Raw genomic sequence first — 22,694 nt, 5'->3', positions numbered from 1 at the left:
ACCGGAGGATACACTCTGGAGTCGACTCCAGAGTCAAGCGTTTTAAAGATACAACGAACGAACAATCAGGAAATGTCCGGCGAAGTAGCAGGCGGCGGCAATTGCGTTATCGGCGCGGAAGCGGCGACGATAATGGCTACCCAGCCAGACAATGTTGCCGATGAACAGGAGCGATGCGCCCATAAATGCCGACAGCGCCGGCGCGGTCGGGCGGAAGAACCACAGCTCTCCGGCCATCCAGACCATCATCAGCGTGATGCCGATAAAGGTGCAGATAGCGACACGCAGCTCTTCCAGACGCGTCCAGATCACGGCAATCAGCAACGCCCCCATTACGACCAGCACCAACGGCAGAGGCCAGAAAAACGACAGCGTCATTTGGCTGGCGAAGTAGATGGTATACAGCAGATGCGACAGGAAGAATGCTCCCACGGCGTACAGCAGGCGTTGGCGCGGTAACAGCGTAAGCGCATCACCCAGCAGTGAGGCAAGCAGGCCAGCCAGTACCAGATAGCTGATAGCGTTAAACATTGGCGCCTGCCAGGCCAGCAGCGCCAGGAGCAGCAATGTCAGGGGCTTAAAGACCCAGCGTTGCCATGCAGGCCCACGATAGGAAGCATCCACGAACAACCATGCGGAAAGACAGACAGCGATAAACGACCAAAGCATCTTAGTTCCTTGAATTCGTTATTTTTTCGTAAGCGGGGTGCTCACGGCTCTACTGTCCAGTGTAGAGGCCGACACAGCCAGATGACAACACCATAACAGGCAATGTATGCTTATTTCCGCATTTTCTGATGGGTTAATAACATGAGCAAACCACCACTTTTTTTAATTATTATCATTATCTTAATCGTTGTCGCCGCGTCGTTTCGTTTTGTCCAGCAGCGGCGTGAAAAAGCCGATAATGATGCGGCGCCGCTGGTGCAAAAGCAGGTGGTGGTGAGTAACAAACGGGAAAAACCGCTTAACGATCGGCGATCCCGTCAGCAGGAAGTGAGCCCGGCAGGAACCAGCATGCGCTATGAAGCCAGCTTTAAGCCACAAAGCGGCGGCCTCGAGCAAACCTTTCGTTTGGACGCCCGCCAGTACCATGCGTTAACGGTTGGGGATAAAGGCACGCTGAGTTACAAAGGTTCGCGTTTTATTGATTTTACGGCTGAACGCTAAGATTTCATCTGACTGATGCCGGATGGCTGCTTACGCCTTATCCGGCCTACAAATTTTGTCGCCCCGGCTCGCAACGCGCCGCTGGGCGAAAAGAGCGCAGTTACTTCTTCAACTGATCTTTAATCTTCTTCTGCCACACCAGCAGTTCAAAAACGCCGAACAGAAAAATACGGATTTTCTCTCCACCGGTCATCTGCGGGCCATCTTTGGGCATGGTGCTTTTTAGCAGCGCCAACTGCATGCCATGCATTAGCACCATAAATATCAGCGCGACGTTAACGAAGATGTTAAGAGGGCGTGGAAAGGGTTGAAAAATATTCAGTAGTAAAAATGCCCAGACGCACAGCATCAGCAGGCGTCCCAGGTTAATCAGCATCGTGTTCTCCTCGTGCTTCACGTTGGTACAGGCGATAGGCGACCTGTCCGGCGACTTTTTCACGGTATAGCGACCAGTTTACCGGAACCGGCGGCAAACCGTTTTCTACTTCGCTTTCAACGTAAATATACGCTTCATTTGCCAGCCAGCCATGAGTTTCCAGAAGAGTTAATGTTTCTTCCAGTAATCCTTTGCGGAACGGCGGGTCAACAAATACCACGTTATGCGGCGTACCCGTCTGGGCCAAAAATGTCAGCGTATTGGTATTGACGACGCGGGCATGGGGGGCTTTCAGCGTGGCGAGATTCTTTTGTAGCTGCTGAGATACCGCGCGATCCATCTCCAGAAGCGTCGCATTTGCCGCATAGCGAGAGAGAGCTTCCAGACCCAGCGCGCCGCTGCCGGCGAAGCAGTCCAGGCAGTGGGCATCGACCATTACCGGGGCCAGCCAGTTAAACAACGTTTCGCGTACACGGTCAGTGGTCGGACGCAGGCCAGGGCTGTCCGGAACCGGGAGTTTACGGCCACGCCATTGCCCGCCAATAATGCGAATCTGGCCGCTACCAGAGTGATTCGGTTTTTTCATTTCAATTATTGCTCAATCCGCTGCTGACGTGTCATTCCAGGCGGTGATGTGAGTTAAGTTAAGTGATAGACTATTTCATCATTTTTTTAGCTGCTATGTACATAGCGTTGACGCTGTGCCATGAAGCAACAGCGGGGGAGTGTAGTCGCAAATGGCGAAAGAGAAAAAACGTGGCTTTTTTTCCTGGCTGGGCTTTGGTCAAAAAGAGCAGGCACCGGAAAACGAGACAGAAGTAAAAAACGAAGAACAACAACCGGTTGCGGAAGAAGCTACCGTCGTTGACGAACCGCCGCGCGCCGAGGAAACCCGTAGCGAAGCACAAACGCAAGCCTTTGCAGCTGAAGTCGTTGAAGTGACTGAACAGGTTGCGGAAATCGAAAAACTGCAGCCGGAAGAAGAACCTGTCGCCGAACAACCACAGCCGAAAATTGAGCCGGTTGCTGAAACCGTTGTGGAAACGCCAGCAGCGGTGGTCATCGAACGCGAAGAATTGCCGCTGCCGGAAGAGGTTAAAACCGAAGATGTTTCTGCCGAAGAGTGGCAGGCCGAAGCGGAAACCGTGGAAATCGTTGAGGCGGCTGAAGAAGAAGCTGAAAACGAACCGCAACTGACCGATGAAGAGCTGGAAGCACAGGCGCTGGCCGCTGAGGCTGCTGAAGAAGCCGTCATGGTTGTGCCGGTAGAAGAACCTGCCGTTGAAGAACCGGTAAAAGAAGAGGCAGTCCAGGAGCAGGAAAAACCAACTAAAGAAGGTTTCTTTGCGCGCCTGAAACGCAGCCTGCTGAAAACAAAAGAAAACCTCGGTTCCGGATTTATCAGTCTGTTCCGTGGTAAAAAGATCGACGATGATCTGTTTGAAGAGCTGGAAGAGCAGTTGCTCATCGCCGACGTGGGCGTAGAAACGACCCGCAAGATCATTGCGAATCTGACGGAAGGCGCCAGTCGCAAGCAGCTTAAAGACGCGGAAGCGCTGTACGGTCTGCTGAAAGACGAGATGGGCGAGATTCTGGCGAAGGTTGACGAACCGCTGAATGTTGATGGCAAAACACCCTTTGTTATCTTAATGGTTGGCGTCAACGGCGTGGGCAAAACCACCACTATCGGTAAGCTGGCGCGTCAGTTTGAGCAACAGGGTAAATCGGTCATGCTGGCGGCGGGCGATACTTTCCGTGCGGCGGCGGTAGAACAGCTGCAGGTCTGGGGTCAGCGTAACAATATCCCGGTGATTGCTCAGCATACCGGTGCGGATTCTGCGTCCGTTATCTTTGATGCCATCCAGGCGGCGAAGGCGCGTAACGTAGACGTGCTGATCGCTGATACCGCAGGGCGTTTGCAGAATAAATCGCACCTGATGGAAGAATTGAAAAAAATCGTTCGCGTCATGAAGAAGCTGGACGAAGATGCGCCGCATGAAGTTATGCTGACTATCGATGCCAGCACCGGGCAGAATGCGATAAGCCAGGCCAAACTGTTCCATGAAGCGGTGGGCTTAACCGGTATCACCCTGACCAAGCTGGACGGTACGGCGAAGGGCGGGGTCATCTTCTCGGTTGCTGATCAGTTTGGCATCCCTATCCGCTATATCGGTGTGGGCGAACGTATCGAGGATTTACGTCCGTTTAAAGCGGACGATTTTATAGAGGCACTTTTTGCCCGAGAGGATTAACAATGATTCGCTTTGAACATGTCAGCAAGGCCTATCTCGGTGGGAGACAAGCGCTGCAGGGAGTGACCTTCCATATGCAGCCTGGCGAGATGGCGTTTCTGACCGGCCACTCCGGCGCGGGGAAAAGTACCCTGCTGAAGCTGATTTGTGGAATTGAACGGCCCAGCGCCGGGAAAATCTACTTCAGCGGGCATGACATCAGCCGTTTGAAAAACCGTGAAGTGCCGTTTCTGCGTCGTCAGATTGGCATGATTTTTCAGGATCACCACCTGTTGATGGACCGAACCGTGTTTGACAACGTGGCAATCCCGCTGATCATCGCGGGCGCCAGCGGGGACGATATTCGTCGTCGCGTGTCAGCGGCGCTGGATAAAGTCGGGCTACTGGACAAAGCGAAAAACTTCCCGATTCAGCTCTCCGGCGGTGAACAACAGCGCGTGGGCATCGCTCGTGCGGTGGTGAACAAACCTGCGGTACTGCTGGCGGATGAACCAACGGGGAACCTGGATGACGCGCTGTCAGAAGGGATCCTTCGCCTGTTCGAAGAGTTTAACCGCGTCGGGGTCACGGTATTAATGGCCACGCACGATATTGGCCTGATCTCCCGTCGCTCCTATCGCCAAATGGTTCTGAGCGATGGACATCTGCATGGAGGCCTGGCGCATGAATAGACGTGACGCTATTAATCAAATCAAGCAGTTCGGTGGCCGACTGGATCGCTTTCGTAAATCGGGCGGTGCGCCGGGAGACGGCGGTCGCAATGCGCCAAAGCGGGCGAAAACTGCGCCAAAGCCGAACTCGCGTAAAACCAATGTCTTTAACGAGCAGGTACGTTATGCGTTCCAGGGCGCTTTGCAGGACCTGAAAAGCAAGCCGCTGGCGACGTTTCTGACGGTGATGGTTATTGCCATCTCCCTGACGCTGCCAAGCGTGTGCTACATGGTTTATAAGAACGTAGACCATGCGGCAAGCCAGTATTATCCGTCCCCGCAGATCACCGTTTACCTGCAAAAAACGCTGGATGATGATGCGGCGGCGCGGGTGGTGGGTCAGTTGCAGGCCGAGCAGGGCGTTGAGAAAGTGAATTATCTTTCCCGTGACGACGCGCTGGGTGAATTCCGTAACTGGTCTGGTTTTGGCGGCGCGCTGGATATGCTGGAAGAGAACCCGCTGCCGGCCGTGGCGGTGGTTATCCCTAAACTGGACTTCCAGGGGACGGACTCGCTGAACACGCTGCGTGACCGCATCGCACAAATCAACGGTATTGATGAAGTGCGGATGGATGACAGCTGGTTCGCTCGCCTGGCGGCGCTGACGGGCCTTGTTGGACGCGTTTCCGCGATGATTGGCGTGCTGATGGTGGCGGCGGTCTTCCTCGTCATTGGTAACAGCGTACGTCTGAGTATTTTTGCGCGTCGCGATACCATTAACGTGCAGAAACTGATTGGCGCGACGGATGGATTTATCCTGCGTCCGTTCCTTTATGGTGGTGCACTGCTCGGTTTTTCCGGCGCATTTCTTTCACTGATTTTGTCAGAAATTTTGGTGATGCGTCTGTCGTCAGCGGTAACTGAAGTGGCGCAGGTTTTTGGAACCAAGTTTGATATCAACGGCTTATCATTCGACGAATGCCTGTTATTGCTGCTGGTGTGCTCGATGATTGGCTGGGTGGCAGCCTGGCTTGCCACGGTTCAACATTTACGCCACTTTACCCCCGATTAAAAAATCTCTGGTATAATCTTTCCCTGCACTGAGTAGTTCGCTCTGCAGGGAAAGAGTCCCTGTTGTCTCTTCCCGGCGTATTCATTGTGATGTCACATTTTGTGCGTAATCTATACACATTACGACATGGAACTTGTGGATAAAATCACTGTCTGATAAAAGATTGAATGATATTCTCGTTGCTCATAAGCTCTGGCATGGTTGTTGCTACTGGTTTTTGTTAATTAGTTTTTAGCCAATGCGCCAGATGAAAAGATTGAGAGGATTTGAATGACCAAAGAAATGCAAAATTTAGCTTTAGCCCCTGTTGGTAACCTGGAATCTTACATCCGGGCTGCGAACGCGTGGCCGATGTTGTCGGCTGACGAGGAGCGGGCACTGGCTGAAAAGCTGCATTACCAGGGCGATCTGGAAGCAGCTAAAACGCTGATCCTGTCTCACCTGCGCTTTGTTGTTCATGTTGCTCGTAATTATGCGGGCTATGGCCTGCCGCAGGCGGATCTGATTCAGGAAGGTAATATCGGCCTGATGAAAGCCGTGCGCCGTTTCAACCCGGAAGTGGGTGTGCGCCTGGTTTCTTTCGCCGTGCACTGGATCAAAGCTGAGATCCACGAATACGTCCTGCGTAACTGGCGTATCGTTAAAGTCGCGACCACCAAAGCGCAGCGTAAACTGTTCTTTAACCTGCGTAAAACCAAGCAGCGTCTGGGCTGGTTTAACCAGGATGAAGTCGAAATGGTTGCTCGCGAACTGGGTGTTTCCAGCAAAGACGTGCGCGAAATGGAATCCCGTATGGCGGCGCAGGACATGACGTTTGACATGTCTTCAGACGATGAGTCTGACAGCCAGCCGATGGCTCCGGTGCTGTATCTGCAGGATAAATCTTCTAACTTTGCCGACGGCATTGAAGAAGATAACTGGGAAGATCAGGCCGCGAACAAACTGACCCACGCAATGGAAGGCCTGGACGAGCGTAGCCAGGACATCATTCGTGCCCGTTGGCTGGACGAAGACAACAAATCGACGTTACAGGAGCTGGCCGATCGCTACGGCGTTTCCGCTGAACGTGTTCGTCAGCTTGAAAAGAACGCCATGAAAAAACTGCGTGCGGCGATCGAAGCGTAATCTTCGCGCATTGCCAATGAACCCTCGAATGTGAATTCGGGGGTTTTGTTTTTTGTAGGCCGGATAAGGCGTTTACGCTGCCATCCGGCAACACCTTTGCCCGATGGCGCTTTGCTTATCGGGCCTATGACCTTTCCTCCCCTCCACAGACACGAATTTGTTATCTGGATGTAAATTTAGCTATTCCAAAATAATAAAAATCGGGTATGTTTTAGCAGAGTATGCTGCTAAAGCACGGGTGGCTATCCAATAATCGAAATAAAGTGCTGAACAACAACATCACAACACACGTAATAACCACAATAATGGGGATTGTCAGGATGAATATGAAGGGTAAAGCGTTATTGGCAGGATGTATCGCCCTGTCTTTGAGCAATATGGCGTTTGCTAAGGATATTAAAGTGGCCGTTGTCGGCGCGATGTCCGGTCCGGTAGCGCAGTATGGCGATCAGGAATTTACTGGCGCAGAGCAGGCGATCGCAGATATCAACGCCAAGGGCGGCGTGAAGGGTGACAAACTGGTCATGGTGAAATATGACGATGCCTGTGACCCGAAACAAGCGGTAGCGGTTGCTAACAAAGTGGTCAACGACGGGATTAAATACGTTATTGGTCACCTGTGCTCTTCTTCCACTCAGCCTGCATCAGACATCTATGAAGACGAAGGTATTCTGATGATCACCCCAGCGGCAACGGCGCCAGAACTGACCGCGCGCGGCTATAATCTGGTGTTGCGTACCACCGGTCTCGATTCCGATCAGGGCCCAACTGCGGCGAAATATATCGTCGATAAAGTGAAACCGAAGCGCATTGCCATCGTTCACGACAAACAGCAGTACGGCGAAGGCCTGGCGCGCTCCGTGCAGGACAACCTCAAGAAAGCCAACGCTGATGTGGTGTTCTTCGACGGTATCACCGCCGGCGAAAAAGATTTCTCTACGCTGGTGGCGCGTCTGAAGAAAGAAAATATTGATTTCGTTTACTACGGTGGTTACCACCCGGAAATGGGGCAGATTCTGCGTCAGGCGCGCGCTGCTGGCCTGAAAACCCAGTTTATGGGACCGGAAGGGGTAGCGAACGTATCGCTGTCTAACATCGCGGGCGAGTCTGCGGAAGGTTTACTGGTGACGAAACCGAAGAACTACGATCAGGTTCCGGCGAACAAACCCATCGTAGATGCTATTAAAGCCAAGAAACAGGATCCGAGCGGCGCATTCGTCTGGACCACCTACGCCGCGCTGCAATCCTTGCAGGCCGGCCTGAACCAGTCTGACGATCCGGCTGAAATTGCCAAATACCTGAAAGCAAACTCAGTGGAAACCGTAATGGGGCCGCTTTCATGGGATGCGAAGGGCGATCTGAAAGGCTTCGAGTTCGGCGTGTTTGACTGGCACGCAAACGGGACGGCGACAGACGCCAAGTAATTGAGTGCCGGGTGGCGGCTTCGCCTTACCCGGCCTACATACTTACCAGGTCTACAACGAGCACTTCGTAGGCCGGATAAGCGTCAGCGCCATCCGGCTTTCTTTTAGCGCTTCTCCCAGCCATTCTCCTGGGCTGTAAACCCTAACGCCTGCATAAACGCGGCCATCACGCTGCGGTCTTCAACGCCGACGTCGGCCATCCACCATGAACTCACGTCAGGGTTTTCCCGGATCACTTCTTCGATCAAATACTGCCCGACGCCGCGACGGCGGGTGATATCGCGCACGCGCAATGAATCCAGCGCGCCTTGTGTGCCGCTCAGGGTTACGCGAACTGCGCCTAACAGACGCTCGTTAAAGCGCGCGGCGTAAATCCGGTGCGTTTCATCTACGCTTAACGATGAGGCGGAATATTCCGGCCAGATTTTACCCAGATCAATCTGGTCCTGGTCGCTAAAGTTATCTAAACGAACGATGGTCAGCTTCATTAACAGCATGTCCAAATCACAAAAGATGGAATCAGTGTACCGAAATAATTCGCCCGGATGCTTTCTCTTTTTTACGTGATTCACCAGGTTAATAGTTTTGTAACAACGGTAATGACAGATTGAAACAGTAGAGATTGAAAAACAGGCAGGATAATCCCCTGGAATGCAGCATTTTATTCCGCTCTTTGTGCCATTATTTTATGCTGACAAACGCGCTTTTTTTTGTTTATCTATAGTGAAAAGCAGAATATTATCTTTTCTTAATCGACTGAAAAATAGAGCTTTTAGCCGTAATTTGCTTAAAAAACTGTGCTAACCCATTAATGAGACTGGTAAAAATAGCACAGCGCAAAAAAAGCACAGTCTGCTTTTTAACCACATAAATACAAAATATTAATTACGTCACGAATGGGGATTCAGAAATGAAACGGAATGCGAAAACAATCATCGCAGGGGTGATAGCACTGGCAATGTCGCATGCGGTCATGGCGGAAGATATCAAGGTCGCTGTTGTTGGCGCGATGTCAGGTCCGGTCGCGCAGTGGGGTGATATGGAATTTAATGGCGCACGTCAGGCCATAAAAGATATCAATGCCAAAGGTGGAGTCAAAGGCGACAAACTGGTCGCTGTGGAATATGACGACGCTTGCGATCCAAAACAAGCCGTTGCGGTAGCGAACAAAATCGTCAATGACGGCATTCAGTACGTTATTGGTCATCTGTGCTCATCTTCTACGCAGCCTGCATCAGATATCTATGAAGATGAAGGCATTCTGATGATTTCTCCTGGCGCAACCAATCCAGAACTGACCCAGCGCGGTTATGCACACATTATGCGTACAGCGGGCCTGGACTCCTCTCAGGGGCCGACCGCCGCGAAATACATCCTGGAGAAAGTGAAGCCGCAGCGCATCGCCATCATTCACGATAAACAGCAATACGGTGAAGGCCTGGCGCGTTCAGTTCAGGACAGCCTGAAAGCGGGCAAAGGCAACATCGTCTTCTTCGATGGGATCACCGCCGGGGAAAAAGATTTTTCTGCGCTGATCGCCCGCCTGAAAAAAGAAAATATCGACTTTGTTTATTACGGCGGCTACTACCCGGAAATGGGGCAAATGCTGCGCCAGGCGCGTTCTGTCGGGCTGAAAACCCAGTTTATGGGACCAGAGGGCGTCGGCAATGCGTCGCTGTCTAATATCGCCGGTGATGCCGCTGAAGGCATGCTGGTGACCATGCCAAAACGCTATGACCAGGATCCGGCGAATAAAGCTATCGTCGATGCGCTCAAAGCTGACAAGAAAGATCCAACCGGTCCGTACGTGTGGATCACTTATGCAGCCGTCCAGTCATTGGCAACTGCAATGGATCGCAGCGGTAGCAAAGAGCCGTTGGACCTGGTGAAAGATCTGAAAGCACACGGGGCTGATACCGTGATTGGGCCGCTGAAATGGGACGAAAAAGGCGATTTGAAGGGATTTGAGTTTGGTGTCTTCCAGTGGCACGCGGACGGATCATCGACCGTCGCGAAGTAATCGCTGAAGACGAGTTATCCCACCGCCCGTACAAAACGGGCGGGTTAAGAAAGGTTACCTTATGTCCGAGCAGTTCCTCTATTTCTTGCAGCAGATGTTTAACGGCGTCACGCTGGGAAGCACCTACGCGCTGATCGCTATCGGTTATACGATGGTGTACGGCATTATCGGCATGATCAACTTCGCCCACGGCGAGGTGTATATGATCGGCAGCTATGTTTCCTTTATGATCATCGCTGCGCTAATGATGATGGGTATTGATTCCAGTTGGCTACTGGTCGCGGCGGGTTTCGTTGGCGCGATTGTGATTGCCAGCGCCTACGGTTGGAGTATTGAACGCGTGGCATATCGGCCCGTGCGCAGCTCCAAGCGCCTGATTGCGCTGATTTCCGCCATCGGGATGTCTATCTTCCTGCAAAACTACGTCAGCCTCACCGAGGGTTCGCGTGATGTGGCGCTGCCCAGCCTGTTCAACGGCCAGTGGACTGTTGGCAGTAGTGAAAACTTCTCTGCTTCCATCACCACCATGCAGGCGGTTATCTGGATTGTAACCTTCCTCGCGATGCTGGCGCTGACGCTGTTTATCCGCTATTCGCGTATGGGTCGCGCCTGTCGTGCCTGCGCGGAAGATCTGAAGATGGCCAGCCTGCTCGGTATTAACACCGATCGCGTGATTGCGCTGACCTTTGTGATTGGCGCGGCAATGGCGGCGGTAGCGGGCGTACTGCTCGGTCAGTTCTACGGGGTAATTAACCCGTACATCGGCTTTATGGCCGGGATGAAGGCCTTTACCGCGGCGGTACTGGGCGGCATCGGCAGCATTCCTGGGGCGATGATCGGCGGCCTGATTTTGGGCGTTGCCGAGGCGCTCTCCTCTGCTTACCTGAGTACCGAATACAAAGACGTGGTGTCGTTCGCGCTGCTGATTCTGGTGCTGCTGGTGATGCCGACCGGTATTCTGGGTCGCCCGGAGGTAGAGAAAGTATGAAACCGATGCATTTTGCAATGGCGCTGCTTTCCGCCGCTATGTTCTTCATTCTGGCGGGCGTCTTTATGGGCGTTCAACTGGAACTTGACGGCACCAAACTGGTGGTGGATACCGCTGCGGATATCCGCTGGCAGTGGGTATTTATCGGCACTGGCGTGGTCTTTCTCTTTCAACTGTTGCGTCCTGCTTTCCAGAAGGGGCTGAAGAGCGTCTCCGGACCGAAGTTTATTCTGCCGGCGATTGATGGCTCCACCGTTAAACAGAAGCTGTTCCTGGTGGCGCTGCTGGTGATTGCCGTGGCGTGGCCGTTTATGGTGTCGCGCGGAACGGTGGATATCGCCACGCTGACGATGATTTATATCATCCTCGGCCTCGGCTTAAACGTGGTAGTGGGGCTTTCCGGTCTGCTGGTGCTGGGCTACGGCGGCTTTTATGCCATCGGCGCTTACACCTTCGCACTGCTGAACCATTATTACGGACTCGGCTTCTGGACCTGTCTGCCGCTGGCAGGGCTGGTTTCCGCTGCTGCGGGCTTCCTGCTCGGCTTCCCGGTACTGCGCCTGCGCGGTGATTATCTGGCGATTGTGACGTTAGGCTTCGGCGAAATCGTCCGTATCCTGCTGCTCAACAACACCGAAGTGACCGGTGGCCCAAATGGTATCAGCCAGATCCCGAAACCCACCTTTTTCGGTCTGGAGTTCAGCCGTACCGCCCGTGAAGGCGGCTGGGATACTTTCAGCAACTTCTTTAATGTGAAGTACGATCCGTCTGACCGCGTCATTTTCCTCTATCTGGTGGCGCTGCTGCTGGTGGTCTTCTCGCTGTTTGTCATCAACCGTCTGCTGCGTATGCCGTTGGGCCGTGCGTGGGAAGCGCTGCGTGAAGATGAAATTGCCTGTCGCTCGCTGGGCTTAAACCCTACGCGCATCAAGCTGACCGCCTTTACCATCAGCGCTGCGTTCGCGGGTTTTGCCGGTACGCTGTTTGCTGCGCGCCAGGGTTTTGTCAGCCCGGAATCGTTCACTTTTGCCGAGTCGGCCTTTGTGCTGGCGATTGTGGTATTGGGCGGAATGGGCTCACAGTTTGCGGTGATCCTCGCGGCTATCCTGTTGGTGGTGTCACGCGAACTGATGCGTGATTTCAACGAATACAGCATGTTAATGCTGGGTGGTTTAATGGTACTGATGATGATCTGGCGTCCGCAGGGCTTGTTGCCGATGACCCGTCCGCAGTTGAAGCTGAAAAACGGGGAAGCGAAAGGAGAGCAGGCATGAGTCAGCCATTATTATCCGTTAACGGCCTGATGATGCGCTTCGGCGGTCTGCTGGCGGTAAACAACGTTGAACTGGAACTGCGTCCGCAGGAAATCGTCTCGTTAATCGGGCCAAACGGCGCGGGGAAAACCACGGTCTTTAACTGTCTGACCGGTTTTTATAAGCCGACCGGCGGCACGATTAAGCTGCGCGACCAGCACCTGGAAGGGCTGCCGGGTCAGCAAATCGCGCGTATGGGCGTGGTGCGTACTTTCCAGCACGTGCGTCTGTTTCGCGAAATGACGGTGATTGAAAACCTGCTGGTGGCGCAACATCAGCAGCTGAAAACCGGTGTCTTCTCCGGTCTGTTGAAAACTCCGTCGTTCAAGCGCGCGCAGAGTGAAGCACTGGATCGCGCCGCCACCTGGCTTGCGCGTATTGGTTTGCTGGAGCATGCCAACCGGCAGGCCAGTAACCTGGCCTACGGCGATCAGCGCCGTCTGGAGATTGCCCGCTGCATGGTGACCCAGCCGGAAATCCTGATGCTCGACGAACCCGCCGCAGGCCTCAACCCGAAAGAGACCAAAGAACTGGACGAGCTGATTGCTGAACTGCGTAACCATCACAACACTACCATTTTGTTGATTGAGCACGATATGAAGCTGGTGATGGGGATTTCCGACCGTATTTACGTGGTGAACCAGGGCACGCCGCTGGCGAACGGGACGCCGGAACAGATTCGTAATAACCCGGATGTTATCCGCGCCTATTTAGGAGAAGCATAATGGGGGCGAGGCATAATATGGATAACGTGATGTTATCGTTCGACAAAGTCAGCGCCCACTACGGCAAGATACAGGCGCTGCACGATGTCAGCTTGTATATCAACCAGGGTGAAATCGTTACTCTGATTGGCGCCAACGGCGCGGGAAAAACCACGCTGCTCGGTACGTTATGCGGCGATCCGCGTGCGACCAGCGGGCGAATTGTCTTTGATGGTAAAGACATTACCGACTGGCAGACGGCGAAAATCATGCGCGAAGCGGTCGCGATTGTTCCGGAAGGGCGTCGCGTGTTTTCCCGCATGACGGTCGAAGAGAACCTGGCGATGGGCGGCTTCTTTGCCGAAAAGGACCAGTTTCAGGAACGCATCAAATGGGTGTATGACCTGTTTCCTCGCCTGCATGAGCGTCGAATTCAGCGTGCGGGAACGATGTCCGGCGGTGAACAACAGATGCTGGCGATAGGTCGTGCGCTGATGAGCCAGCCGAGGCTGCTACTGCTTGATGAACCGTCGCTGGGTCTGGCACCGATTATCATCCAGCAGATTTTTAACACCATCGAGCAGTTGCGCGAGCAGGGGATGACCATCTTCCTCGTTGAACAGAACGCTAACCAGGCACTGAAGCTCGCCGATCGCGGCTACGTGCTGGAAAACGGTCATGTGGTGCTGGAAGACACCGGTGATGCGTTACTGGCTAACGAAGCGGTGCGCAGCGCGTATCTGGGCGGTTAACCATTCTCTGAATAGACAAGGGGCCCGCTGTGGCCCCTTTTTATTGCTCTATGTTATTATTGAGAATAGTTATCAATAATAAAAATGAACATGGAGAAAGGATGATTCGTTCAGGTACCTGCATGATGATTGGTAGTTTGTTTTTGACGCTTTCATTAAATACCCTGGCCTCAGCGCCGCCAGCGTTCGACCCGCGCGACCCATCAATCTGGGAAGAGAAACCGGACAACCCGTTAGCGCAGTCCAACTCGCCCTGCGAAGTCTTCACCAGCTCAGTATGTCCGGGCTGGGAAGATGAGAAATCGGATATCCAGCGCGAACGCGAGCGGCGTGAACAGCAGCGTTTACAGAATGAATATGAACGACGCTGGCGTAAAGATTAATGTTCCTTGCTGGCAGTAACAGATAACATCATCCTGGTCGGGTAAGACATAGCGCTATCCGGCTTTGTTGTGCACCACCCCGCATTTTCCTGTCACTACGATTTCACCGCCTTGCCATCTGTTTGTCGCCTTACTATCTTTTTTTTGTAATAAAAAAGTTATTTTTCTGTCATTCGAGCATGTCATGTTACCCCCGCGAGCATAAAACGCGTGATATCGCGCATCCGGCACAACAAGAGAGATAACCGATGATATCGTTACGACATACAGCTTTAGGACTGGCACTTAGCCTGGCATTTGCAGGTCAGGCACTGGCGGTCACCACTATCCCGTTCTGGCACTCAATGGAAGGCGAACTGGGTAAAGAAGTTGACTCACTGGCGCAACGTTTTAATGCCGCCAATCCCGACTACAAAATTGTTCCGCAGTACAAAGGCAACTACGAGCAAAGCCTGAGCGCAGGTATTGCCGCCTTCCGTACCGGAAACGCGCCTGCGCTGTTGCAGGTTTATGAAGTGGGTACGGCAACAATGATGGCCTCGAAAGCCATTAAACCGGTCTATGAAGTCTTCAAAGAGGCCGGCATTAACTTCGATGAGTCTCAGTTCGTACCGACCGTTTCCGGTTACTACACCGACTCTAAAAGTGGGCACTTGCTCTCCCAGCCGTTTAACAGCTCCACTCCGGTGCTGTACTACAACAAAGATGCCTTCAAAAAAGCCGGTTTAGACCCGGAGCAGCCGCCGAAAACCTGGCAGGATCTGGCGGAATACACCGCGAAGCTGAAAGCCGCAGGCATGAAGTGCGGTTACGCCAGCGGCTGGCAGGGATGGATTCAGATTGAAAACTTCAGCGCCTGGAACGGTCTGCCGGTAGCAACCAAAAACAACGGTTTTGACGGTACTGACGCGGTGCTGGAGTTCAATAAACCGGAACAGGTGAAACATATCGCCCTGCTGGAAGAGCTGAACAAAAAAGGGGATTTCAGCTACTTTGGGCGTAAAGATGAGTCCACCGAGAAGTTCTATAACGGGGATTGTGCCATTACCACCGCCTCTTCTGGTTCTCTGGCTGACATCCGTCACTACGCTAAATTCAACTATGGCGTCGGAATGATGCCGTACGATGCCGACGTGAAGGGCGCACCGCAGAATGCGATTATCGGTGGGGCCAGCCTGTGGGTTATGCAGGGTAAAGACAAAGCAACTTACGAAGGCGTGGCGCAGTTCCTCAACTTCCTGGCGAAGCCTGAAATTGCTGCCGAATGGCACCAGAAGACCGGCTATCTGCCCATCACCACTGCTGCCTACGACCTGACCCGCGAGCAGGGCTTCTATGATAAGAACCCAGGGGCTGATATCGCCACTCGCCAGATGCTGAACAAGCCGCCGTTGCCGTTCACCAAAGGGCTGCGTCTGGGCAACATGCCGCAGATCCGCACTATCGTGGATGAAGAGCTGGAAAGCGTCTGGACCGGGAAGAAAACCCCGCAGCAGGCGTTGGATACCGCCGTTGAACGTGGCAATCAGTTACTGCGTCGTTTTGAGCAATCGACCAAGTCTTAAGTGTATAAGTGCCTGATGGCGCTGCGCTTATCAGGCCTACAGCGTTTGTAGGCCGGATAAGGTGCCTGCACCGCCATCCGGCACCTTCCAGGAAAAGTCTACATGTCTTCATCCCGTCCGGTATTCCGCTCGCGTTGGCTTCCCTATTTGCTGGTGGCTCCGCAGCTGGTTATCACCGTTATTTTCTTTATCTGGCCCGCCGGTGAAGCGCTGTGGTATTCGTTGCAATCCGTTGATCCGTTTGGTCTTTCCAGCCAGTTTGTCGGACTGGAGAACTTTGTCGCGCTGTTTCATGACCCGTACTACCTTGATTCGTTCTGGACCACCATTAAGTTCAGTACGTTCGTCACGGTAAGCGGTCTGCTGGTGTCGTTGTTTTTTGCGGCGCTGGTGAATTACGTGGTGCGTGGCAGTCGTTTTTACCAGACGCTGATGCTGTTGCCTTATGCCGTCGCGCCCGCCGTCGCCGCCGTATTGTGGATCTTCCTGTTTAACCCAGGACGCGGACTGATTACCCATTTTCTCGGTGAGTTTGGCTATGACTGGAACCATGCGCAAAACAGCGGTCAGGCGATGTTCCTGGTGGTGTTTGCGTCGGTCTGGAAGCAGATTAGTTACAACTTCCTGTTCTTCTTTGCCGCACTGCAGTCTATTCCGCGGTCGCTGATTGAGGCCGCCGCGATTGATGGCGCAGGGCCGGTTCGCCGCTTCTTTAAGCTGGCGTTGCCGCTGATAGCCCCGGTCAGCTTCTTTCTGCTGGTGGTGAATCTGGTTTATGCCTTCTTTGATACTTTCCCGGTGATCGATGCCGCCACGGCGGGTGGCCCGGTACAGGCGACCACTACGTTGATTTATAAGATCTATCGCGAAGGGTTTGTTGGGCTGGATCTCTCCGCTTCGGCCGCGCAATCGGTGGTGCTGATGTTCCTGGTCATTATTTTGACGGTGGTGCAGTTCCGCTATGTGGAAAGTAAGGTGCGTTACCAATGATTGAGAACCGTCGTGGGCTAACAATATTCAGCCATGCCATGTTGATTATGGGGATCATGGTGATCCTGTTTCCGCTGTACGTTGCGTTTGTCGCGGCGACGCTGGACAACAAAGCGGTGTTTGAAACGCCGATGACGCTGGTGCCCGGCACACAGCTACTGGAAAACATGAAATACATCTGGGTCAACGGCGTGGGCGTCAATAGCGCGCCGTTCTGGCTGATGATGCTCAACAGTTTCATTATGGCGTTCAGTATTACGGTAGGCAAAATCACCGTTTCTATGCTCTCCGCATTCGCCATCGTCTGGTTCCGTTTTCCGCTGCGCAACCTGTTCTTCTGGATGATTTTTATCACCCTGATGCTGCCGGTTGAGGTGCGTATTTTCCCGACGGTGGAGGTTATCGCCAACCTGAAAATGCTCGACAGCTATGCGGGTCTGACGCTGCCGTTGATGGCATCGGCTACTGCGACCTTCTTGTTTCGGCAGTTCTTTATGACCCTGCCGGATGAACTGGTTGAGGCGGCGCGTATTGACGGTGCGTCACCGATGCGTTTTTTCCGCGATATCGTACTACCGCTGTCAAAAACCAACCTGGCGGCGCTGTTCGTTATCACCTTTATCTACGGCTGGAACCAGTATCTGTGGCCGTTGTTAATTATTACCGACGTCAATTTGGGCACTGCGGTGGCGGGTATCAAAGGCATGATTGCCACCGGTGAAGGTACCACCCAATGGAATCAGGTAATGGCAGCCATGCTGCTAACGCTTATCCCTCCGGTAATCATCGTGTTAGCCATGCAGCGCGCGTTTGTACGTGGTTTAGTGGACAGTGAGAAATAAAATGGCAGGACTCAAACTACAGGCAGTAACCAAAAGCTGGGACGGCAAAACCCAGGTGATTAAACCGCTGACGCTGGACGTCGCGGACGGGGAATTTATCGTGATGGTTGGGCCATCCGGCTGCGGCAAGTCTACGCTGCTGCGGATGGTGGCCGGGCTTGAGCGGGTGAGCGGCGGCGATATCTGGATTGATAATAAGCGGGTTACCGAGATGGAGCCGAAGGATCGCGGCATTGCGATGGTCTTTCAGAACTACGCGCTCTACCCGCATATGAGCGTGGAAGAAAACATGGCCTGGGGGCTGAAAATCCGCGGGATGGGTAAGGAGCATATTGCCGAACGGGTGAAAGAGGCGGCGCGTATTCTTGAGCTGGGTGAACTGCTCAAGCGTCGTCCGCGCGAGCTTTCCGGCGGACAGCGCCAGCGCGTGGCGATGGGGCGGGCGATTGTCCGCGACCCGGCGGTATTCCTGTTTGATGAACCGCTTTCCAATCTCGATGCCAAGCTGCGCGTACAGATGCGTCTCGAGTTACAACATCTGCATCGCCGCCTGAAAACCACTTCGCTGTACGTGACGCACGATCAGGTTGAAGCGATGACGCTCGCCCAGCGGGTGATGGTGATGAACAAAGGCATTGCCGAGCAGGTAGGTACGCCGGTTGAGGTGTATGAAAAGCCAGCCAGCCGCTTTGTGGCGAGTTTTATCGGCAGCCCGGCGATGAACCTGCTGGACGGGCACATCAGCGCCGCGGGTACCCATTTTGAGCTTGACGACGGTATGACGTTGCCGATCGGCAGAAGCGCCAGAGTGTCTGGTGGGCGTAATATGACGCTGGGTATCCGCCCGGAGCATATTGCGCTAAGCTCGCAGGCCGAAGGCGGCGTGCCGCTGGTCGTCGACACGCTGGAAATGCTGGGAGCGGATAACCTGGCACATGGACGTTGGGGTGAGCAAAAGCTGGTGGTGCGACTGGCGCATCAGCATCGCCCGACGGCAGGCAGCACGCTGTGGCTGCATCTGCCAGAAAATCATCTGCATCTTTTTGATGGCGAAACAGGACAACGCGTATGAGTTACTGGCCTTACCCCCATATTGTCGCCCATCGTGGCGGCGGTAAGCTGGCACCGGAAAACACCCTGGCGGCGATCGACGTGGGGGCGCGATACGGGCATACCATGATCGAGTTTGACGCTAAATTGTCGAAAGACGGTGAGATCTTCTTGCTGCATGACGACAACCTGGAGCGAACCAGTAACGGCTGGGGCGTGGCAGGCGAGCTGAACTGGCAAGATTTATTGCGCGTGGACGCCGGCGGCTGGTTTAGCGGTGAGTTTAAAGGTGAACCGCTGCCTCTGCTCTCGCAAGTGGCCGAGCGCTGCCGTCAGCACGGTATGATGGCGAATATTGAAATTAAACCCACAACCGGCACCGGAACCTTAACCGGCAAAGTCGTGGCGCTGGCCGCGCGGGAACTGTGGGCGGAAATGACGCCACCACTGTTGTCATCCTTTGAAATTGATGCGCTTGAAGCGGCGCAGCAGGCGGTGCCTGAACTGCCGAGAGGTTTGCTGCTGGATGAATGGCGCGAAGACTGGCGTGAGCTGACAACGCGGCTTGGCTGCGTCTCTATTCATCTTAATCACAAACTGCTGGATGAAGCTCGCGTGGATGCGCTGCGCGATGCGGGGCTACGTATTCTGGTATATACCGTCAACCGACCCCAGCGCGCGGCGGAACTGCTGCGCTGGGGCGTGGACTGTATCTGTACCGATGCTATTGATACGATTGGTCCGGATTTCCAGCCCTGTTAAGGTCCAATCGTTTTTAACGGAACGTTAGGCTGCGGCGTGCTGGAGGGCTTCAGCATGTCGCCGTTCTTTTTCTCTGACAGCATATGTTGCTTATTCAGAGAGCTGTCCGGGTTACGGGTTCCACTCAACATCCCACCGTTGCTGTTGGACAGCATCTGTTGCTGACCGGAATTCAGCTCGCCAGGCTGAGACTGAAGGACTCGCTGGGAGTTGGTGTTGATTTGGTTTTCCATATGCTGTTGCTGCATACGCGTCTGCGTTTGCAACTGCTGGTTGAGCATCCCTTTCTGTTGAATCTGCTGCGATTGCATTTGCGTCTGCATACGCTGCTGACTCGGGATCTGATAACCGGGTTGGTTCGGGTTATTCATGGTGTTGATAGGCTGTGCAAAGCCTGCAAACGGCAACAGCATGGCTAAAAGTAAGAGTCGTTTCATCGCTTTTCTCCTCTCGGGGATCGTTTAAGTTTACTCCTTTCTCGCCGTTACGATGATTATTTCAGAGTTATGCACCAGGCTTATTGGGGGCCGACCCCCATACATCTGGAGAATAACGATGATAAGACCGACGTTTTTACGCCGGGTAGCCATTGCTGCTCTGCTCTCAGGAAGTTGTTTTAGCGTTGCTGCCGCGCCGGCTGCGCCACCGCCGGTATCCTACGGTGTTGAGGAAGATGTGTTCCATCCTGTGCGCGCGCAACAGGGGATGGTGGCCTCCGTGGATGCGCTGGCCACCCAGGTTGGGGTGGACATTCTGAAACAGGGGGGGAATGCCATCGATGCCGGCGTGGCCGTTGGCTACGCGCTGGCGGTAACGCATCCTCAGGCGGGCAATCTGGGCGGTGGTGGTTTTATGCTGCTGCGTACTAAAGACGGTAACACCACCGCGATCGATTTTCGTGAAATGGCGCCTGCTGGCGCGACCCGTGACATGTTCCTCGATGAGCAGGGCAACGCCGATGCGAAAAAGTCGCTGACGTCGCATCTGGCATCCGGTACGCCGGGTACCGTGGCGGGTTTCTCGCTGGCGCTGGAGAAATACGGCACGATGCCGCTGAACAAAGTGGTGCGCCCGGCAATGAAGCTGGCGGAAGAAGGCTTTGTGGTTAACGATGCGCTGGCCGACGATCTGAAAACCTATGGCAGCGAAGTGCTCCCTAATCACGAGAACAGCAAAGCCATTTTCTGGAAAGACGGCGAGCCGCTGAAAAAGGGCGACAAGCTGGTGCAAAAGAATCTGGCGAAAAGCCTCGAGATGATTGCCGAGAACGGTCCGGACGCGTTTTATAAAGGGGCGATTGCCGATCAGATTACCGGGGAAATGCAGAAGAACGGCGGGCTGATGACCAAAGAGGATTTAGCCAGCTATAAAGCCGTGGAGCGTACGCCGATTAGCGGTGACTATCGCGGGTATCAGGTCTTCTCCATGCCGCCGCCGTCCTCTGGCGGTATTCACATCGTGCAGATCCTCAATATTCTCGAAAACTTCGACATGAAGAAGTACGGGTTTGGCAGCGCCGACGCCATGCAGGTCATGGCTGAAGCGGAGAAATATGCTTACGCCGACCGTTCAGAGTATCTGGGCGACCCGGATTTTGTGAAAGTGCCGTGGCAGGCACTGACCAACAAAGCCTATGCTAAAACGCTTGCGGATCAAATTGATATCAACAAGGCTAAGCCTTCCAGCCAGATCAAACCAGGCAAGCTCGCCCCGTATGAAAGCAACCAGACCACTCACTTCTCGGTGGTGGATAAAGACGGCAATGCCGTGGCGGTGACCTATACCCTGAATACCACCTTCGGGACCGGCATCGTGGCGGGTAACACCGGTATCCTGCTCAATAATGAAATGGATGATTTCTCCGCTAAGCCGGGCGTGCCAAACGTTTATGGACTGGTGGGCGGCGATGCTAACGCGGTTGGGCCGAAGAAGCGCCCGCTGTCGTCGATGTCACCGACTATCGTGGTAAAAGACGGGAAAACCTGGCTGGTTACCGGCAGCCCTGGCGGGAGTCGAATTATCACAACCGTGCTGCAAATGGTTGTCAACAGCATTGATTTTGGGATGAACGTCGCCGAAGCGACCAACGCGCCGCGCTTCCATCATCAGTGGTTACCGGATGAACTGCGCATCGAGAAGGGCTTTAGCCCGGATACAATCAAGCTGCTGGAGCAAAAAGGTCAGAAAGTCGCGCTGAAAGAGGCGATGGGCAGCACGCAGAGCATTATGGTTGGACCGGATGGCGCACTGTATGGCGCGTCTGACCCGCGTTCCGTGGATGATTTAACGGCGGGATACTAAGAATAATGGCCTACAGCGTTCTAAGTGGTGTAGGCCTGACTGGTTGGTTATGGCGCATATCCCTGCAGTGACTCAGACCAGCGGAATATTTGGCTGCTTTTATCCTGCAGGTTAACGCGTTCTAAATCATAAAATCCGTGCGTCTTTGCCGAGCGCATTTTGAGAATGTACTTACTTTCGCTGATGTCGTGCTGCCTTGTGCCGTCTTTATTCCAGTCTCCGGCGATGTCCGTATATTGATAAACAAGGTCGGAATACACGTTGATTATCCTGTTGTCTTTGATCGCATAGAGCTCCAGCACTTCGTAAAATGCGACGCCGCCGGAATACGCATCAGAGTATCCACCACGCACCCCGAACGCCAGGGTTTCGGGGGCGATCCGGTACGGTGCCAGATCCAGTTTTGTATAATAAGCCAGCGGTCTGATGGACTCATCATCGCTCTCTTTTTCGGCGGCTTTATTCCACTCCGAGAGTTGGTTTAACGGTTTTTCCGAACGTGCAATCGGCGTTAGCCGTTGGTTCTGCCAGGAAAAAACGCCGAGATATAATTTATTAGCGCGCCCGTTGCTGTAGTTTTCAGGACAGGTGTTATCCGCGTATTTCTTTGCCTGCCCGGCATCCGCCTGATTGTCAGCGAAACAAGCGACGCCAATATATTTGCCGTCTTTGCCCCAGGCTTTGGCACCCGTGAGGATCAGGTTGTCAGGATCCTCATTCGGCGCAACCCAGGCAATCCACTGGTCCTCGGATAATCCCTGCGGAAGCTCGCCAAATCCTTTCGCGGGTGTTGCTCCCGCCATTTGCTCAGCGAAAATCTGTTTGCCTTCCGGGTGTTGAATGGCGCTGGGTACGGAATCGAGATTTTGTACGGTAGTGGCAAAAGCAGGGGAGAGCGTTGCCAGCAACACCAGGGGAAGGTACTTTTTCACTATTGCGTCCTTTCAATAAGCAG

The 22,694-nt window shown here is 53.7% G+C and carries 24 protein-coding genes; 18 read left to right on the top strand and 6 right to left on the bottom strand.

Features of this window, described 5'->3' with window-relative positions:
• Positions 1-42: 42 nt before the first annotated feature.
• Positions 43-669, bottom strand: a complete 627-nt coding sequence (locus OGV77_RS07455; RefSeq protein ID WP_043018617.1) for a lysoplasmalogenase — start codon at positions 667-669, stop codon at positions 43-45.
• A gap of 141 nt (positions 670-810) precedes the next feature.
• Here OGV77_RS07455 and OGV77_RS07450 point away from each other — a divergent pair, with 141 nt between their 5' ends.
• The gene (locus OGV77_RS07450; protein ID WP_286502637.1) at positions 811-1,170 is read left to right on the top strand and encodes a DUF2500 domain-containing protein; all 360 of its coding nucleotides are present in this window, start codon (positions 811-813) and stop codon (positions 1,168-1,170) included.
• Between the two features lie 100 nt (positions 1,171-1,270).
• Here the strand turns inward: OGV77_RS07450 and OGV77_RS07445 are convergent, their stop codons facing one another.
• Complete coding sequence (locus OGV77_RS07445) at positions 1,271-1,546, bottom strand: DUF1145 family protein (protein WP_043018615.1); 276 nt, start codon at positions 1,544-1,546, stop codon at positions 1,271-1,273.
• Positions 1,536-2,132, bottom strand: coding sequence for a 16S rRNA (guanine(966)-N(2))-methyltransferase (gene rsmD / locus OGV77_RS07440; RefSeq protein ID WP_043018614.1), 597 nt, complete (start codon positions 2,130-2,132; stop codon positions 1,536-1,538). Before rsmD ends, OGV77_RS07445 begins: the two co-directional genes overlap by 11 nt.
• A 151-nt stretch (positions 2,133-2,283) precedes the next feature.
• Between rsmD and ftsY the strand changes: the two genes are divergently transcribed.
• From ftsY to livJ, 5 genes are all read left to right on the top strand, one after another.
• A complete protein-coding gene (gene ftsY, locus OGV77_RS07435; RefSeq protein WP_087050795.1) occupies positions 2,284-3,798 on the top strand; it encodes a signal recognition particle-docking protein FtsY in 1,515 nt (504 codons plus the stop codon).
• 2 nt (positions 3,799-3,800) lie between these two features.
• Entirely contained in the window at positions 3,801-4,469 is a 669-nt protein-coding gene (gene ftsE, locus OGV77_RS07430; RefSeq protein ID WP_003023420.1) for a cell division ATP-binding protein FtsE, read from the top strand.
• Complete coding sequence (gene ftsX, locus OGV77_RS07425; protein ID WP_087050796.1) at positions 4,462-5,520, top strand: permease-like cell division protein FtsX; 1,059 nt, start codon at positions 4,462-4,464, stop codon at positions 5,518-5,520. Before ftsE ends, ftsX begins: the two co-directional genes overlap by 8 nt.
• 270 nt (positions 5,521-5,790) lie before the next feature.
• On the top strand, positions 5,791-6,645 hold the full coding sequence (rpoH, locus tag OGV77_RS07420) for an RNA polymerase sigma factor RpoH (RefSeq protein WP_003023425.1): 855 nt from the start codon (positions 5,791-5,793) through the stop codon (positions 6,643-6,645).
• 320 nt (positions 6,646-6,965) lie between these two features.
• Positions 6,966-8,069: a branched chain amino acid ABC transporter substrate-binding protein LivJ gene (gene livJ / locus OGV77_RS07415; protein ID WP_140389828.1), complete on the top strand. Its 1,104-nt coding sequence runs from the start codon at positions 6,966-6,968 to the stop codon at positions 8,067-8,069.
• A 104-nt stretch (positions 8,070-8,173) separates the two neighbouring features.
• Here the strand turns inward: livJ and panM are convergent, their stop codons facing one another.
• Entirely contained in the window at positions 8,174-8,557 is a 384-nt protein-coding gene (gene panM, locus OGV77_RS07410; protein WP_003827573.1) for an aspartate 1-decarboxylase autocleavage activator PanM, read from the bottom strand.
• Between the two features lie 422 nt (positions 8,558-8,979).
• Between panM and livK the strand changes: the two genes are divergently transcribed.
• The 11 genes from livK to ugpQ all read left to right on the top strand — a co-directional run bounded on the left by livK (position 8,980) and on the right by ugpQ (position 19,438).
• On the top strand, positions 8,980-10,089 hold the full coding sequence (gene livK / locus OGV77_RS07405) for a high-affinity branched-chain amino acid ABC transporter substrate-binding protein LivK (RefSeq protein ID WP_043018611.1): 1,110 nt from the start codon (positions 8,980-8,982) through the stop codon (positions 10,087-10,089).
• 61 nt (positions 10,090-10,150) lie between these two features.
• Positions 10,151-11,077 (top strand): high-affinity branched-chain amino acid ABC transporter permease LivH, encoded by a 927-nt coding sequence (gene livH, locus OGV77_RS07400; RefSeq protein WP_043018610.1) that lies wholly within the window; start codon positions 10,151-10,153, stop codon positions 11,075-11,077.
• Positions 11,074-12,351, top strand: coding sequence for a branched chain amino acid ABC transporter permease LivM (gene livM / locus OGV77_RS07395; protein WP_043018609.1), 1,278 nt, complete (start codon positions 11,074-11,076; stop codon positions 12,349-12,351). Before livH ends, livM begins: the two co-directional genes overlap by 4 nt.
• Positions 12,348-13,115, top strand: a complete 768-nt coding sequence (gene livG / locus OGV77_RS07390; protein WP_047408088.1) for a high-affinity branched-chain amino acid ABC transporter ATP-binding protein LivG — start codon at positions 12,348-12,350, stop codon at positions 13,113-13,115. The genes livM and livG overlap by 4 nt, the downstream gene beginning before the upstream one ends.
• A 17-nt stretch (positions 13,116-13,132) precedes the next feature.
• Complete coding sequence (gene livF / locus OGV77_RS07385) at positions 13,133-13,846, top strand: high-affinity branched-chain amino acid ABC transporter ATP-binding protein LivF (RefSeq protein WP_087050797.1); 714 nt, start codon at positions 13,133-13,135, stop codon at positions 13,844-13,846.
• A gap of 101 nt (positions 13,847-13,947) precedes the next feature.
• Positions 13,948-14,229, top strand: coding sequence for a hypothetical protein (locus OGV77_RS07380; protein WP_075145532.1), 282 nt, complete (start codon positions 13,948-13,950; stop codon positions 14,227-14,229).
• A gap of 248 nt (positions 14,230-14,477) precedes the next feature.
• On the top strand, positions 14,478-15,794 hold the full coding sequence (gene ugpB, locus OGV77_RS07375; protein ID WP_043018605.1) for a sn-glycerol-3-phosphate ABC transporter substrate-binding protein UgpB: 1,317 nt from the start codon (positions 14,478-14,480) through the stop codon (positions 15,792-15,794).
• A 102-nt stretch (positions 15,795-15,896) separates the two neighbouring features.
• Complete coding sequence (ugpA, locus tag OGV77_RS07370; RefSeq protein ID WP_043018604.1) at positions 15,897-16,784, top strand: sn-glycerol-3-phosphate ABC transporter permease UgpA; 888 nt, start codon at positions 15,897-15,899, stop codon at positions 16,782-16,784.
• Complete coding sequence (gene ugpE / locus OGV77_RS07365) at positions 16,781-17,626, top strand: sn-glycerol-3-phosphate ABC transporter permease UgpE (RefSeq protein WP_003023450.1); 846 nt, start codon at positions 16,781-16,783, stop codon at positions 17,624-17,626. Before ugpA ends, ugpE begins: the two co-directional genes overlap by 4 nt.
• 1 nt (position 17,627) lies before the next feature.
• Positions 17,628-18,698, top strand: coding sequence for a sn-glycerol-3-phosphate import ATP-binding protein UgpC (locus tag OGV77_RS07360; RefSeq protein ID WP_087050798.1), 1,071 nt, complete (start codon positions 17,628-17,630; stop codon positions 18,696-18,698).
• Positions 18,695-19,438, top strand: coding sequence for a glycerophosphodiester phosphodiesterase (ugpQ, locus tag OGV77_RS07355; protein ID WP_087050799.1), 744 nt, complete (start codon positions 18,695-18,697; stop codon positions 19,436-19,438). The genes OGV77_RS07360 and ugpQ overlap by 4 nt, the downstream gene beginning before the upstream one ends.
• Here the strand turns inward: ugpQ and OGV77_RS07350 are convergent.
• The gene (locus tag OGV77_RS07350; protein WP_043018601.1) at positions 19,435-19,875 is read right to left on the bottom strand and encodes a DUF2756 family protein; all 441 of its coding nucleotides are present in this window, start codon (positions 19,873-19,875) and stop codon (positions 19,435-19,437) included. The two genes, ugpQ and OGV77_RS07350, sit on opposite strands and share 4 nt — an antisense overlap.
• A gap of 118 nt (positions 19,876-19,993) precedes the next feature.
• Between OGV77_RS07350 and ggt the strand changes: the two genes are divergently transcribed.
• Entirely contained in the window at positions 19,994-21,739 is a 1,746-nt protein-coding gene (gene ggt, locus OGV77_RS07345) for a gamma-glutamyltransferase (protein ID WP_286502636.1), read from the top strand.
• Between the two features lie 47 nt (positions 21,740-21,786).
• On the opposite strand, the gene OGV77_RS07340 is transcribed toward ggt, so the two are convergent.
• A complete protein-coding gene (locus OGV77_RS07340; RefSeq protein WP_286502635.1) occupies positions 21,787-22,671 on the bottom strand; it encodes a hypothetical protein in 885 nt (294 codons plus the stop codon).
• Between the last annotated feature and the right edge of the window lie 23 nt (positions 22,672-22,694).

Source organism: Citrobacter sp. Ce129, from assembly GCF_030334545.1.
GTDB classification, from domain to species: Bacteria; Pseudomonadota; Gammaproteobacteria; order Enterobacterales; family Enterobacteriaceae; genus Citrobacter; species Citrobacter europaeus.
The sequence above is the reverse complement of the archived record's forward strand: the minus strand, read 5'-3'. Positions and strand labels throughout refer to the sequence as shown.

Bases quoted from the DNA above. Each gene is read 5' to 3' on its own strand.
- livJ (WP_140389828.1), top strand. From the start codon at position 6,966: ATGAATATGAAGGGTAAAGCGTTATTGGCAGGATGTATCGCCCTGTCT.
- livH (WP_043018610.1), top strand. From the start codon at position 10,151: ATGTCCGAGCAGTTCCTCTATTTCTTGCAGCAGATGTTTAACGGCGTC.
- ftsE (WP_003023420.1), top strand. From the start codon at position 3,801: ATGATTCGCTTTGAACATGTCAGCAAGGCCTATCTCGGTGGGAGACAA.
- OGV77_RS07445 (WP_043018615.1), bottom strand. From the start codon at position 1,546: ATGCTGATTAACCTGGGACGCCTGCTGATGCTGTGCGTCTGGGCATTT.
- OGV77_RS07350 (WP_043018601.1), bottom strand. From the start codon at position 19,875: ATGAAACGACTCTTACTTTTAGCCATGCTGTTGCCGTTTGCAGGCTTT.
- ftsX (WP_087050796.1), top strand. From the start codon at position 4,462: ATGAATAGACGTGACGCTATTAATCAAATCAAGCAGTTCGGTGGCCGA.
- panM (WP_003827573.1), bottom strand. From the start codon at position 8,557: ATGAAGCTGACCATCGTTCGTTTAGATAACTTTAGCGACCAGGACCAG.
- ggt (WP_286502636.1), top strand. From the start codon at position 19,994: ATGATAAGACCGACGTTTTTACGCCGGGTAGCCATTGCTGCTCTGCTC.
- livM (WP_043018609.1), top strand. From the start codon at position 11,074: ATGAAACCGATGCATTTTGCAATGGCGCTGCTTTCCGCCGCTATGTTC.
- livG (WP_047408088.1), top strand. From the start codon at position 12,348: ATGAGTCAGCCATTATTATCCGTTAACGGCCTGATGATGCGCTTCGGC.
- OGV77_RS07360 (WP_087050798.1), top strand. From the start codon at position 17,628: ATGGCAGGACTCAAACTACAGGCAGTAACCAAAAGCTGGGACGGCAAA.
- ftsY (WP_087050795.1), top strand. From the start codon at position 2,284: ATGGCGAAAGAGAAAAAACGTGGCTTTTTTTCCTGGCTGGGCTTTGGT.
- OGV77_RS07380 (WP_075145532.1), top strand. From the start codon at position 13,948: ATGATTCGTTCAGGTACCTGCATGATGATTGGTAGTTTGTTTTTGACG.
- rpoH (WP_003023425.1), top strand. From the start codon at position 5,791: ATGACCAAAGAAATGCAAAATTTAGCTTTAGCCCCTGTTGGTAACCTG.
- livK (WP_043018611.1), top strand. From the start codon at position 8,980: ATGAAACGGAATGCGAAAACAATCATCGCAGGGGTGATAGCACTGGCA.
- OGV77_RS07450 (WP_286502637.1), top strand. From the start codon at position 811: ATGAGCAAACCACCACTTTTTTTAATTATTATCATTATCTTAATCGTT.
- ugpB (WP_043018605.1), top strand. From the start codon at position 14,478: ATGATATCGTTACGACATACAGCTTTAGGACTGGCACTTAGCCTGGCA.
- livF (WP_087050797.1), top strand. From the start codon at position 13,133: ATGGATAACGTGATGTTATCGTTCGACAAAGTCAGCGCCCACTACGGC.
- ugpA (WP_043018604.1), top strand. From the start codon at position 15,897: ATGTCTTCATCCCGTCCGGTATTCCGCTCGCGTTGGCTTCCCTATTTG.
- ugpQ (WP_087050799.1), top strand. From the start codon at position 18,695: ATGAGTTACTGGCCTTACCCCCATATTGTCGCCCATCGTGGCGGCGGT.
- rsmD (WP_043018614.1), bottom strand. From the start codon at position 2,132: ATGAAAAAACCGAATCACTCTGGTAGCGGCCAGATTCGCATTATTGGC.
- OGV77_RS07455 (WP_043018617.1), bottom strand. From the start codon at position 669: ATGCTTTGGTCGTTTATCGCTGTCTGTCTTTCCGCATGGTTGTTCGTG.
- ugpE (WP_003023450.1), top strand. From the start codon at position 16,781: ATGATTGAGAACCGTCGTGGGCTAACAATATTCAGCCATGCCATGTTG.